At 50.6% G+C, this 12,939-nt stretch carries 11 protein-coding genes; 7 read left to right on the top strand and 4 right to left on the bottom strand.

Annotation, left to right across the window (positions count from 1 at the left end):
* Nucleotides 1-90 precede the first annotated feature (90 nt).
* The 5 genes from D1627_RS12855 to D1627_RS12875 all read left to right on the top strand — a co-directional run bounded on the left by D1627_RS12855 (nt 91) and on the right by D1627_RS12875 (nt 7,905).
* Nucleotides 91-1,479, top strand: coding sequence for a DUF4270 family protein (locus tag D1627_RS12855; RefSeq protein ID WP_119432671.1), 1,389 nt, complete (start codon nt 91-93; stop codon nt 1,477-1,479).
* An 8-nt stretch (nt 1,480-1,487) separates the two neighbouring features.
* Complete coding sequence (locus D1627_RS12860) at nt 1,488-2,504, top strand: Kelch repeat-containing protein (protein ID WP_119432672.1); 1,017 nt, start codon at nt 1,488-1,490, stop codon at nt 2,502-2,504.
* 327 nt (nt 2,505-2,831) lie between these two features.
* Entirely contained in the window at nt 2,832-4,859 is a 2,028-nt protein-coding gene (gene uvrB, locus D1627_RS12865; RefSeq protein ID WP_119432673.1) for an excinuclease ABC subunit UvrB, read from the top strand.
* 108 nt (nt 4,860-4,967) lie between these two features.
* Nucleotides 4,968-6,626 carry a M28 family metallopeptidase gene (locus D1627_RS12870; protein ID WP_119432674.1) on the top strand — a complete coding sequence of 553 codons (1,659 nt, stop codon included), beginning with the start codon at nt 4,968-4,970 and terminating at the stop codon, nt 6,624-6,626.
* A gap of 358 nt (nt 6,627-6,984) precedes the next feature.
* On the top strand, nt 6,985-7,905 hold the full coding sequence (locus D1627_RS12875; RefSeq protein ID WP_119432675.1) for a DUF6624 domain-containing protein: 921 nt from the start codon (nt 6,985-6,987) through the stop codon (nt 7,903-7,905).
* Between the two features lie 43 nt (nt 7,906-7,948).
* On the opposite strand, the gene D1627_RS12880 is transcribed toward D1627_RS12875, so the two are convergent.
* Complete coding sequence (locus D1627_RS12880) at nt 7,949-10,150, bottom strand: B12-binding domain-containing radical SAM protein (protein ID WP_119432676.1); 2,202 nt, start codon at nt 10,148-10,150, stop codon at nt 7,949-7,951.
* Between the two features lie 266 nt (nt 10,151-10,416).
* Between D1627_RS12880 and D1627_RS12885 the strand changes: the two genes are divergently transcribed.
* Nucleotides 10,417-10,752: a hypothetical protein gene (locus D1627_RS12885; protein WP_119432677.1), complete on the top strand. Its 336-nt coding sequence runs from the start codon at nt 10,417-10,419 to the stop codon at nt 10,750-10,752.
* Between the two features lie 77 nt (nt 10,753-10,829).
* Here D1627_RS12885 and D1627_RS12890 read toward each other — a convergent pair whose 3' ends face one another.
* Nucleotides 10,830-11,057, bottom strand: a complete 228-nt coding sequence (locus D1627_RS12890) for a DUF2798 domain-containing protein (RefSeq protein ID WP_119432678.1) — start codon at nt 11,055-11,057, stop codon at nt 10,830-10,832.
* A gap of 49 nt (nt 11,058-11,106) precedes the next feature.
* Nucleotides 11,107-11,277 (bottom strand): hypothetical protein, encoded by a 171-nt coding sequence (locus D1627_RS18365; RefSeq protein ID WP_158607185.1) that lies wholly within the window; start codon nt 11,275-11,277, stop codon nt 11,107-11,109.
* Nucleotides 11,278-11,418: 141 nt separating this feature from the next.
* On the opposite strand from D1627_RS18365, the gene D1627_RS12895 reads away from it, so the two are divergent.
* Nucleotides 11,419-11,733, top strand: a complete 315-nt coding sequence (locus D1627_RS12895) for a hypothetical protein (RefSeq protein WP_119432679.1) — start codon at nt 11,419-11,421, stop codon at nt 11,731-11,733.
* Between the two features lie 77 nt (nt 11,734-11,810).
* Here D1627_RS12895 and D1627_RS12900 read toward each other — a convergent pair whose 3' ends face one another.
* The gene (locus tag D1627_RS12900; RefSeq protein ID WP_119432680.1) at nt 11,811-12,911 is read right to left on the bottom strand and encodes a YncE family protein; all 1,101 of its coding nucleotides are present in this window, start codon (nt 12,909-12,911) and stop codon (nt 11,811-11,813) included.
* Nucleotides 12,912-12,939 lie beyond the last annotated feature (28 nt).

Here is a 12,939-nt window from a genome sequence, read left to right on the forward strand (position 1 = left end):
AAGATGTTTGCCTTGAGCAAGCAGGGAAGGCCCGAGCTAGTTTGGCTTCCGTGTTTCGCCCTAAGGGAAATCTGTTTACAACGTTGATATATGTTATTTTCGAAGTCTAGTTTTAAAAACAAGTTTAACTACCTGCTTTGCTGCCTGGGTGCCATATTGGCGCTTTCTTCCTGCGAGGACCCAAATGACCTGGGCCTTGAGTTGGTGGAGGATAACGTGTCTGGTAAATTTGTAGATACGCTTACCATAAATGTATCTACCGTGCTGCTAGACTCTATTTATACTTCCGGCACAGGCAGTTTGCTTGTTGGGCGGTATACTACGCCAAATGCTGGCACTTTAAGTGCCTCCACTTTCTTTCAGTTGGGTGTAGGCAGCACGGCCACTATTGCGAGCGATGCGCGGTATGATTCCCTGAAGCTGATTATGCCACTTTCGGGTGGTTACTATGGTGATACCATCAACACTGTAACGCTAAATGTTTTTGAGCTTAGCTCTGATTTAAAGTTGCGCGACCTGCCAACAGTATACCCTGTAGAGCGCCCTCTCTCATACTTCTTCCGATCTTCAGCCCTTTACAACAAAAGCAAAGTAGGTGTTAAACCAGATCCCTTAACGTCATATTCATTCAGCCCAAGGCCGGTAAGCAAAGATACGCTGCTTATTCCGATGCCAAACACGCTGGGCCAGATGTGGTTCGATATGCGTGTGGCAGGCGATGAGCAATTAAGCGAAACAAGCAGTTTTATGACTTTCTTCAAGGGGCTCAACATTACTTCACCGGAGGGTACATCAGTACTGAATTTTGCCACAACCGGCACACTGGTGCGTTTGTACTATTCAGAGCCGTCTACTTCAGGTGGTAACAGGGTACAGAAATTCATTGATTTCCCTTTAACAAACTCTTCGACACAGTTTAACAAGTTCTCTTCTGATTTTACAGGCTCTTCGCTGGATGGTATTAAGCATAGCAAAGAACTGGCTGCCAGCGTTACTAACGAGGTAAGTATGGCACAGGCAGGAGCGGGTCTTATGATCAAACTGGATATTCCGCATCTGGATAAGCTGAAGCAGCAGCTGAAGCCTGAGTTCATTAACAAGGCGGTGCTCATTGTGGAGCCGTCCCGTAGCTTTGCTACCACCTATCCATATCCGGTGCCTACTGCGGTTACCCTTTATGAGACTGGCAGCAACGGCATAATCTACAGCCCGATACCGTTTGATTATGACGCACAGGGCAACCCAATTACCTCCAGCTTTATCAAAAGCAGCGAAACCTCAACGGATGGTCGCTATGAGTTCTCCATCACCGAGCACCTGATCAAGAGGCTGCGCGATGAGCGCATCACAAACCAGCCGCTTTACTTAGCTCCTTCCCCATCAGCCTTTAACACTACTGCCAGCCGATTAGTGGTGGGTGCGCAGAACAAGAATATCAAAAACGTAAGGCTTAAAGTTTATTACACCACTATCCAATAATCTATCCTATGAATAACCTTTTCAAAAACATGCGCATTTGGGCGGTGGCGGCTTTTGTGTTATCGTTGTGCGTGTTCTCTTCTTGCGATACCAGTGATGATGATGTAGTATTAGGCGCCTGGCAGCAAGGCCCTGATTTTGCAGGCGTAGGGCGTAGCAGCGCAGTGTCGTTTGTAATTAACGGCAAGGCGTATGTGGGCACTGGCTTTGATGGAAATAACCGCCTTAAAGATTTCTGGATGTTTGACCCGGCAACGGGTAATTGGAAAAGGCTGGCTGACTTGCCCGGTGAAGCACGCAGTGGTGCCGTTGGTTTCTCGGCAAACGGGAAAGGCTATATTGGTACCGGTTATACCGGCGACGGATACCTGAAAGACTTTTATGAGTTTGATCCTGCTGGCAACCAAGGCAATGGCCAATGGACTCAGATTGCTGACTTCCCGGCTTCGGCCCGCTACGGTGCCATTGCCATGTCTTTCGAAACCAAAGGCTATGTGGGGGCTGGCTACGATGGCAACTATCAGAAAGACTTCTGGCAGTATGACCCGGCTACTGCCACCTGGACCGAGCAAACCGGTTTAAAAGGAGCGAAGCGCTTAAACGGGTTTACCTTTACTGTAAATGGAAAAGGTTACGTGGGTGGTGGCCAAAACAACAATGTATATCAAGACGACCTATTGGAGTTTGACCCTGCCACTGGCGAGTGGAGCACCAAGAAGAACCTTAACACAGAACAACGCCCTGAGGAAGAGTATCCGGCACTTCGTACGTTTGCAACCACCTTTACGGTTAACAACAAGGCATACCTAGTGGCTGGCACCAACGGAGCGGCAAACTACCTCGACGCCTGGGAATACGACCCGCTAAGCGACACCTGGACCCAACTGACTAACTTTACAGGTGGCGGTAGATTAGGGGCCATCGGCTTTGGCATCGGTGAGCGCGGCTACATTGGCCTGGGCAACTCCGGCAACATCCGCTACGATGATCTGTGGATACTAAACCCGACTATCGCTAACGACTAGCAGATAGTTACAAGCGCAAAAAAAAGCAGCCGGCCAAAACCCGGCTGCTTTTTTTTGCGCTTGTCTGCAACCGTTTGGTGTGAGGCAGGGTCATGGGTATAGAAGCAGCCCTGGATACGGACCACGTTGCGCAGGGGCAGCCCTCAGTTCCTGAATCGATTTTCTGTAACATAGTGCACTAAGCCTGTTGCCATGCAGCAGGCTTTTTCTTTACCCAAAGCCTTTTGGAGGCGCCTTCGTACAGATGGTATAACGTTAGCCGCAGCCTAAACTTACTGCCGATTTTAAATGTTATAGTTTATCTTTACTAATCCGTAAAACAAGCGAATGGATTTTAAGTTAACCTCAGAATTTCAACCAACCGGCGACCAGCCGAAAGCGATAGCCCAACTCACTGAGGGCGTTAATAAGGGAGAGCCTGCTCAGGTGTTGCTGGGCGCCACAGGTACGGGTAAAACCTTTACCATGGCCAACGTTATTAAGAATACAGGTAAACCCACGTTAGTGCTTTGCCACAACAAAACATTGGCTGCGCAGCTTTACGGTGAGTTTAAGCAGTTCTTCCCGGACAATGCGGTAGAATACTTTATCTCATACTATGACTACTATCAGCCCGAAGCGTACATCGCCTCTTCGGATGTATTCATAGAAAAAGACCTGCAAATTAACGAGGAGATCGAGAAACTGCGCCTGCACACTACCTCGGCGTTGCTCTCAGGCCGCCGCGACATTGTGGTGGTTGCCTCCGTTTCCTGCATTTACGGTATCGGTAACCCCGAGGAGTTCGGCAAGAACGTGTTATACCTGGCACCGGGCCAGCGGTACAGCCGCAACAACTTGCTCTATACATTTGTGCAGATTCTCTACAGCCGCACCGAGGGTGAGTTCACACGTGGAACATTTCGGGTAAAGGGCGATACCGTGGATATCTATCCGGCCTATGCAGACTTTGCTTACCGCTTATACTTCTTCGGCGACGAGTTGGAGCAGATTCACCGCATCGATCCGGCCTCGGGTAAAAAGCTGTCTGATGAAAGTGCCGTGACGCTTTACCCGGCCAACCTCTTCGTGACAGGCAAGGACACGCTGAACCAGGCCATCAGCGAGATACAGTATGACCTGGTAGCGCAGCACGATTATTTCCTGAAAGAAGACCGGCCAGCCGAAGCAAAGCGCATAAAAGAACGCACCGAATTTGACCTGGAGATGATCCGTGAACTGGGTTACTGCTCTGGCATCGAGAACTACTCCAGGTACTTCGACCGCCGCGCACCCGGTGCCCGTCCGTTCTGCCTGCTCGATTATTTCCCGGATGATTTCCTGATGGTGATAGACGAGAGCCATGTAACCATACCGCAGGTGCGCGCCATGTGGGGCGGCGACAGGTCCAGGAAAGTTGCCTTGGTAGAGTATGGCTTCCGTTTGCCGGCCGCCATGGACAACCGCCCGCTTACCTTTAACGAGTTCGAGAGCCTGATGCACCAGGTGGTGTTTGTGAGTGCCACCCCCGGCGATTATGAGATCCAGAAATCAGAAGGTGTCATTGTGGAGCAAATCATTCGCCCAACCGGCCTGCTAGACCCTGTTATTGAAGTGCGGCCAAGCACCAACCAAGTGGATGACCTGCTGGATGAAATTGATGAGCGCGTAAAAGAAGGCGCGCGCGTGCTGGTAACTACGCTCACCAAACGTATGTCGGAGGAGTTGGCCAAGTACCTGGAGCGCCTCAACATCAAAGTGAAATACCTGCACTCCGAGGTTAAATCGCTGGATAGGGTGGAGATTCTGCGGGAGTTGCGCCTGGGTATAATTGATGTGCTGATCGGGGTGAACCTGCTGCGCGAGGGGCTCGACTTGCCTGAGGTAAGCTTAGTAGCCATACTTGACGCCGATAAAGAAGGCTTCCTGCGCGATCAGCGCTCGCTGATACAGACCATGGGCCGCGCTGCCCGTAACGAAAAGGGAAAGGTAATTATGTACGCCGACCGCATGACGGGCTCCATGGAGCGCGCCATAGACGAGACGAACCGCCGCCGTGCCACGCAGATGGCCTATAACGAGGAGCATGGCATTACGCCGCGCACAGTGCTCAAATCCAAGGACGAGATTATGGGGCAAACCTCTGTGGCCGATGCGCGCAAGAAAGAGGTGAAGATGTATACTGGGCCGGAGGACATATCACTTGCCGCCGAACCGATCATCCAAACCATGAAACGCGAAGAGCTGGAAAAACTCATCAAGAAAACAGAAAAACAAATGGAGGTTGCCGCCAAAGACCTCGACTTTTTGCAGGCAGCCAAGTATAGAGACGAGCTTGCAGAGCTTCGGAAAATGCTGAAGACCAAACGAGATTAAGTATTTACTTAGCAAGGCAGCTGCTGAAAAGTAGCTGCCTTTTTTATGAGATAAGCCCGTATACTAGTATCTTGATCAAGCACATATCATACTATAGAACCGCATACTATGAATAAACAGCTGTTATACTTTGTGCTGCCTGTGTTGGTAGCGCTTTGCTCATCCTGTAATTCTGATAAACCTGATAACTCCGGAGAAAGCGCAGCCGTGCTTTCCGAAGAGAGCTATGGCGCCTACCTAACCGCGCTGGCCGCCGACGAGCTGGAAGGCCGAAAGCCATTTACCTCCGGCGAGAAAAAGACGCTGGCATACCTGGAGAAGGAGTTTAAGGCGCTGGGCTTGGAACCCGGTAATGGAGATAGCTTTTTGCAGGAAGTGCCGATGGTGGACATCCGCACAAGCCCGGCCCCAAGTATGACGGTGAGCGGCAAAGGCAAAACCCTGGAGTTGCAAGGCCGCGAAGACTACGTGCTCTGGACCCGCCGCACCGAGCCAAGTATAACCCTGGATAAGAGCGAGCTGGTATTTGCAGGCTTTGGCATTGTGGCCCCAGAGTATAACTGGAACGACTATGCCGGCCTGGATGTGAAAGATAAAGTGGTGCTGATCATGGTGAACGACCCAGGTTTTTATGAGCAGGCACCGGATGTTTTCAAGGGCAGGGCGATGACATACTATGGCCGCTGGACCTACAAGTTTGAGGAGGCCGCCAGGCAGGGCGCTAAAGGTTGCCTGATCATCCATAACACCGAACCGGCAGGCTACGGCTTTGAGGTAGTGCAAAACAACTGGAACACCTCCAAACTATACCTGGATACGCGCGGCGACGAAACCTATAAATGCGCCATAGAGGGTTGGGTAACCGATGCCACGGCTCAGAAGCTTTTTCAGGCGGCAGGTATGGATTATGCCACCACTGTGCAGAAGGCCTCCAAGTCCGGTGCAAAGCCGGAGCCCATGGGTATAAATATCAGTACTTCGCTAAAAGTAAGCGCCACTTACGACAAGAGCTACAACTTCGTGGCTAAGATAACCGGCAGCAAACACCCCGATGAGGCCATACTTTACTCGGCACACTGGGACCACCTGGGCTACGGCAAAGCCGATGCCTCCGGTGACAGCATCTACAACGGCGCCGTAGACGATGCCACCGGTGTGGCTGGCCTGCTGGAGCTTGCCAGAGCTTTTAAATCCTTACCCGAGCTGCCTGAAAGGAGTATCGTGTTTCTGGCCGTTACTGCCGAAGAGCAGGGCCTCTGGGGCTCGGCATACTACGCGGAGCACCCGATTTTCCCGAAGGAGAAAACAGTGGCAGACATCAACATGGACATGATGAACCCCTATGGCAAGACCAAAGACATTGTGCTGTATGGGTTGGGCCAATCGGAGTTGGAGGAGTATATTACCGAGGAGGCTGAAGCCATAGGCAGGTATGTTGCGCCGGAAGAGAACCCGGAGGCCGGTTTATACTACAGGTCTGATCATTTTAACTTCGCGAAAATAGGCGTGCCGGCGCTGTTTGTTGGCCCGGGCATAGACCATGTGGGTAAAGGCAAAGCCTATGGCAAAGAAAAGCTGGATGAGTACTTTGCCAGCTATTACCACAAACCCTCCGACCAAATGCACCCCGGCCTGAAGCTGGATGGTGCCGTAGCAGACCTCAGTCTGCTGTTTAAGGTAGGCAAGCGTTTGGCTTACTCGCAGGAGTGGCCGCAGTGGAAGCAAGGCTCTGAGTTTAAAGCCACCCGGGATGCCTATATGAAATAGTAAGGCCCTGTACTACATAAAAACAGAAACGGCTCCTGTACAAAGTATGGGAGCCGCTTATGTTTAAAACCTTAGGTAATGCTTTTGCCTGGAAGTCCCGCCCCGGCTCGGAGCAGGAGCAAGTGGGGCGGGGCCAGGCCTTCTTCATAGTTTTATTTGGTAGGAGTAGGTAGTAGTCTGAAAGCTGGCGGCTTTAGAGCCGGCTTCCATAACTAAGATGCAGGAAGTATGCGGGAGGTTGCATGGGGTTGCCAAAAAAGCTTGCCAAGCAGCTGCGCGCATTTGTAGAATAGCCTGGCAATGAGTTGCTTGTTTGCCTGAGGTACTTTATATTGATAGATACAAATCTTTATATGCTATGAAACGAACCTTATTAACAGCCATACTTTGCGCAAGTATGGCGTTTGCTGCCTCAGCGCAAAGTATAAGCGAGGCCACCGCCAAGTATGATGCCAAAGCCTACAAAGCCTCCGGCGAAACCTACGAAAAAGCGTTTGCGCAAGGCAAGGGTAATGCTTCCGATCATTACAACGCCGCCTGCTCCTGGGCATTGGCCGGAAACAAAGCCAAGGCATTTGCCAACCTCAACAAAGCCGTGGCTTTAGGCTGGGATAATGTTGGGCACCTAAAGCAAGATACCGACTTAAGCAGTCTACACACCGACAAGCGGTGGAATCAGCTTGTTGGGGAGTTAGAAAAGAAAGTGGCGGCGCAGGAGGCCAAGTATGATAAACCGCTTAAAGCGCAATTGGAGCAAATCCTTAAAACCGACCAGGGCGTGCGCCAGGAATACCAGGCAGTCACATCCAAGTACAGCATTAACTCCGAAGAGGTAAAGCAGGCCATTCAAAAAATGATTGCTACAGACGAGGAGAATAAAAAGCAGGTGACTGGAATTATTGATGCACATGGCTGGCCGGGCAAAAGTATGGTAGGCAAGCAGGCAAGCCTGGCAGCTTTTCTGGTTATCCAGCACAGTGATAAAGAAACCATGGAGAAGTACCTGCCACAGCTACGCGAGGCTGCCGCAAAAGGCGAAGCCGAAAAAAGCCAGCTAGCCCTAATGGAGGACCGCGTGCTAATGAACAACGGCAAGCTCCAGATTTACGGGAGCCAGCTTAATGTAAACAACGAAACGGGGCAGCCAGAGCTGTATAAAATAGCCGACGAAGCCAACGTAAACAAGCGGCGCGAAGAAATGGGCCTGGAGCCTTTAGAGGATTACCTCAAACGGTTTGGCATAGATTACAAAGTGCCGCAGGCAAGCAAAAATGAATAAGCAAAAAACCCGAAGCTGTTTAACCAGCTTCGGGTTTTTTATGCTATAGCAGCAGTAATCCTTTTTCCCGGAGCTCGAACCAGGTTGGGGAGCTCATGAACTCGGCAAAATTGAGATGCGCCTCCACCGGGAAACTTTCTTCCAACTGCTTCAAGGTTCTGGCCGCATCCTCCGGCGTAATTTTCTGGAGTATATCAAAGAGCCATTGGCCAATAATGGCAGTGGTTTTCACCTGGAAGTCCTCGGCCTTCTCGAAGAACGTAAGCAGGCAGCGTTCCAGAGTTTCGCCTTTCTTGGCATACATGGTAAACTCTATCTCGGGCACGCCACCCATCCAAAGCACCCGGGCATTGCGGCGCTCGGTATCAGGTTTAGGCGGCTGCTGGATAGCATTATAAATTAAGTTAGGGCGCAGCTTGGTGCGTGGCGTCTTAAAATCGAACCAGAACGAGAGGGGCTCTTCTAAAGCCACGCCATGCATATAGTTATAGATAGCCTTGGCCAGGCCTTCGCCAAACATAGTATGGTCGGTGCCTTTCGGGTCGTCGTGCCACAAGTCGTTGTTGGCAAATGGGCCTTCCTCGGGGCCAACTTTTACCACGCTATACTTCTCCGGATTTTTGCCCACAGGGCTATGTGCCGTCATGCTGAAGCGGTGCCAGTAGCCTGATTGTATCACATTGTTTATAAACAGCTGGCGCACCACCTCCAGCGAGTCGATGGTTTCCTGGGTTGTTTGGGTCGGGAAGCCATACATGAGGTAAGCATGCACCATAATGCCGGCCTGCGTAAAGGCATCGGTTACGCGCGCTACCTGCTCAATACTCACGCCCTTCTCCATCAGATCCAGGAGCCTGTTAGAAGCTACTTCCAAACCACCCGATACGGCAATACAACCAGAATCGGCAAGCAGGCGGCACAGGTCCGGCGTAAAGGTTTTCTCGAATCGGATATTTCCCCACCAGCTTATTTTCACGCCGCGCCTGATCAGTTCAATCGCCATATCGCGGAGCGGGGCAGGAGGCGCGGCCTCATCCACAAAGTGGAAACCTGTTTGCCCGGTTTGTGCGATTATCTGCTCAATACGGTCTACCAGCAAGGTTGCCGGGGCCACATCGTAGCGGTTTATATAATCTAGGGTGATGTCGCAGAAGGAGCAGCGTTTCCAGTAGCATCCGTGGGCAATGGTGAGCTTGTTCCAGCGACCATCGCTCCAGAGGCGGTGCATCGGGTTTATCACGTCGATCACCGAGAGATAATCCTGCAGGCGCAGGTCGCTGTAGTCTGGGGTGCCCACCTCGGTATGCGGAATATCAGGGTCGGTGCTGCCGTTGATGTACTGCACCTGGCCATCGGCAAGTATAAATGTGCGCTGCAACTGCTCCACGTCGCGCTGGCCCTGCAGGTGCTCGAGCAGTTTCAGCCACGGGCCCTCGCCATCATCCAGCGTCACGAAATCAATATACTTAAAGAGGCGTGGCTCGCGCAGGCTGCGCAGCTCGGTGTTGGGGTAGCCGCCGCCCATCATGGTTTTTATATGCGGGTACTTTGCCTTGATGTACTGCGCCATGCGTAGCCCGCCATACAGGTTGCCCGGAAACGGGATGGAGAAGCCCACCACATCGGGCTGCACCTGCTGCATGTGTTGCTCCAGGAGTTCTAGCAGCAGTTTATCCACTAGGTTGGGCGGCAGTTGCAGGGCATGCTCCAGCGGGTCGAAGCTAGTGGCAGACATAGCCAGGCTCTCGGCGTAACGGCTGAAGGCAAAGTATGGGCAAACGGTTTCTTTTATCAGGTCGCCGAGGTCTTCTAAGTATAAGGTGGCCAGGTAGCGGGCACGGTCGGTGATGCCCATACTTCCGAAGGCCCAATCAATGTCCTCTACCTGATCGAAGCGGGCGGCCTCTGGCAAAAAGCGGCTGTAGCTTATCTGCTGGGCCAGCGTATTATCCTTGTTTTGTAAAAAACGGATAACCGGCTCAATGGTGTGCAGATACTCGCGCTTCAGGCGCAGCATGCGCAGGCTGTTATCCGAAAGTTTATAGCCACCTTGTTCTATCGCCTCAAAAATCTGCTGCAGTCCATCTTTAGAGAACATGCGCAGTACCAACTCAATACCCATGTCGGCTTGCGTAACGCTAAAATCTTGGCCGGCCAGAAAGCCTTTCAGGTATGCTGTGGCCGGGTAGGGCGTGTTAAGTTGCGTAAGGGGCGGCGTTAGCAGCAGTATAGTCGGCTTTTTCAAAATAAATCAGCATTTATATAGTTGGTTGGCAGCAGCGCCAATTGCAAAAGTACAGGTTTCTGACGCATTATCTAAGGTACTGCCGCCCTTGCAACAGCCTGTAAGCGCTAGTGGTTCATGCACCACCTAACGCTAAATCTATATCCTTAAACTTAGATATAATGATTAATAAATATTTAATATGGGATTGGTGATAATTCTGTGGAATTTTATTTATATTTGCTTAGTTGATTTCTATAAAATGCTGCAATAATCAAATTTGGGCCATGAACGTACGGAAAACATTGCATGCTGGCTTTACACTATCGCTTCTGGTGCTAGCTGTATACCTGTTGCACTGGCAGGAAACGGGGCTAAAGCAGGTGTACTCTGCACCTGAAAAAAGCAGGGTTGTTACCAAAGGCAGCAACCCTGCCGTAAGAAGTGTTTGCTGCCTAGAGCACGCGCTTCAGGCGGTTAGACACCATGATATTGTAGCCCCAAACATTACACATAGCTTTAGAAAAATGGTAAAGCGCAAGCTGGCTGGAAACAAACAACAAGATAGCGCCGCGCACCACCTGGCCTCCGTTTCTTTAGAGGGGCAGGCACTCACTAACTAAACCACACTAGCTTAAAGCAAAAGCGCCTGCAGTTAAAAACCACAGGCGCTTTTGCTTTTATACTTTGCACTAAAGGTTTATCGTCTTATAAACTTGCCCATACCGTAGTTTACACCTGGTACAATCAGAAGTGATGTAATAGCAATCAGAACGTAAAACACCAAAAAGCTGCGCAGCCACCTCCCCGGAAAATCAGAATGCAGCCCAAAGGTATACATCTCTAGTGCCGATGCCAGCAACAGACTTATAACCGCAATAATGAGCAGCTTGCGGCGCAGCTGCGGTCTGAGAACTATTTGTTTCATGGGGCTTAACTTTGAGCGCAAAGTAAGGTGTTATCATCATATAAAAAAATCAGGAATGCCCTTTTTGCGCTTCCTCATTTTCTGATGAATGAGGTGGGGTCTTCTCTGTAGGCGTTTTCTGGGGTGGTGGCCCCTGGCGGAGTTTCTTTACCTGCTCCACATCTGAGGAATCGTCTTTGGTGGTTTCTGTGGGTGGTGTTTTCTTTCCTTTCTCTTCCATCGTTTTTGAAACTAAGTTTAACAATATACTTTTTTACGAAAGGGAGGGCCTGCTGGTGCGCCTTAACTCTTGGCAAACGGCAGTCGTACATAGGTAGGTGGCTACTGGCCATACCATGTTTAATTGAAACGACTATTAACTATGAATAAGCATAACATAAGCGCAGCCATACTTGGAGTGGCTGCAACAGCCTTTACACTGGGTGGGCTTACAAGCTGCGACACCGGCACGAGCCCCGGAGAAACAAATGTAGAGCGTAGCGATATCCGGGATGAGGGCGAGATGGTAGGAGATGAAGGGGACCAGCCAGCCCGTTACGACGAAGCCGATAGCCTGGAAAGCCACTACGATCATGCCGACCACGAAAACCACGACGATAACACGAACAAAGCCCTAGGCGATGGCGCCTACGATGGCAAAGGTGATGGCGTAAAGCGCGACGAAGTGCAGCAATAAGAATCCTACCTAACTTTAAAGCAAGAGAGCCTGCCTCAAATACGAGGCAGGCTCTCTTGTTTTTAAAGTTAGGCAGTTTAATTGAATACAAACCCGTTAGGGCCAATTCCTGCTTTAAAGGTTGTTACCTGCGTGCCGTCCGGGCGATACACATATACTGTTCCATCAGCGGTGAAGCCGTCTTGCGCGCCGCCATAGATGTAACCATTCTCTGGGTCTACGCCGATGGCGTAAAAGTTTTTATTCACTACAAGGGTATGGTTCAGGCTGCTGGCATTGGTTTCCTGCTTATACACTTTGCCGCCATAGCTATAGTATAGCGTGTTTCGGGCACCATTAAGCACAAGTTTGCTGGCACCGGCCGCTACATCCGGAAAAGCAAAAGTACTGATAACCGAGCCATCTGCACCACTGATCTTAGTTAATGCGCCGGCTGTGCTCTTAGCTGGGTCAATATCCGGGTAAGTGGCGTAAACCTTTTTGCCGCTGCTCAGAACCCAAACATTGTTGCTGGCATCCACGGCTATACTTGTAGGGTAATCGGTTACGGGGATTGTTTTCTCTACCGCATCTGTAGCCGTATTGATAACGGTAACTGTATTGCTGCCCTGGTTGGCAACAAACAATTTGCCGCCTACAATAGCAAGTGCCTCTGGCTGCGTGCCAACGTTAATCGTCTTAAGCACAGTATAACTCTCCAGGTCGATTACTGCTACGCGCCCGGTTGGGTACTCGTATGTTGCCGGGTCATACATAAGCCATTCCGTGGCGTAGCCTTTCTGGTTGTTAAGGGCAGCGAAGTAACGCGGTTGATTCAGGCCTTCTACGGTGGCTACACTCTGGAACGTGGCTGCATTTACCACCTCCAGCTTGTTGCTGTTGTTCACCACAATAAAGGCCCGGTCATCGTGCAGCACCATGCTTTGGGCGATATCTCCTAATAAACGCTTATTTACCGTCTGGAAAACCTGTTGCTCGGCCTGGCCGGAGTTACTGTTATAAAAGGTAACAGAACTGTTAGAGTTGTTAAAGCCACCTTCGTTAACCACAAATACCCCATTCTCGGAATAGGCGCCACTTGGGCCATCGTTATCATCGTTGCAACCAGTAAAAGCAAAAGAGCTGAAGACCAGCGATACAGCAAGCAATAAGCTGCGGAAGTTATTTAGTTTTCTCATTATAGTTTATAGTATGAATAAATGGGTA

The sequence above is a fragment of the Pontibacter oryzae genome (assembly GCF_003576375.1).
In the GTDB taxonomy this organism is placed as follows: Bacteria; Bacteroidota; Bacteroidia; order Cytophagales; family Hymenobacteraceae; genus Pontibacter; species Pontibacter oryzae.

Excerpts from the sequence above, each read along its gene's own strand:
- D1627_RS12900 (WP_119432680.1), bottom strand. The coding sequence starts at position 12,911 with ATGAGAAAACTAAATAACTTCCGCAGCTTATTGCTTGCTGTATCGCTG.
- uvrB (WP_119432673.1), top strand. The coding sequence starts at position 2,832 with ATGGATTTTAAGTTAACCTCAGAATTTCAACCAACCGGCGACCAGCCG.
- D1627_RS12895 (WP_119432679.1), top strand. The coding sequence starts at position 11,419 with ATGAATAAGCATAACATAAGCGCAGCCATACTTGGAGTGGCTGCAACA.
- D1627_RS12885 (WP_119432677.1), top strand. The coding sequence starts at position 10,417 with ATGAACGTACGGAAAACATTGCATGCTGGCTTTACACTATCGCTTCTG.
- D1627_RS12855 (WP_119432671.1), top strand. The coding sequence starts at position 91 with ATGTTATTTTCGAAGTCTAGTTTTAAAAACAAGTTTAACTACCTGCTT.
- D1627_RS12875 (WP_119432675.1), top strand. The coding sequence starts at position 6,985 with ATGAAACGAACCTTATTAACAGCCATACTTTGCGCAAGTATGGCGTTT.
- D1627_RS12870 (WP_119432674.1), top strand. The coding sequence starts at position 4,968 with ATGAATAAACAGCTGTTATACTTTGTGCTGCCTGTGTTGGTAGCGCTT.
- D1627_RS12860 (WP_119432672.1), top strand. The coding sequence starts at position 1,488 with ATGAATAACCTTTTCAAAAACATGCGCATTTGGGCGGTGGCGGCTTTT.
- D1627_RS12890 (WP_119432678.1), bottom strand. The coding sequence starts at position 11,057 with ATGAAACAAATAGTTCTCAGACCGCAGCTGCGCCGCAAGCTGCTCATT.
- D1627_RS18365 (WP_158607185.1), bottom strand. The coding sequence starts at position 11,277 with ATGGAAGAGAAAGGAAAGAAAACACCACCCACAGAAACCACCAAAGAC.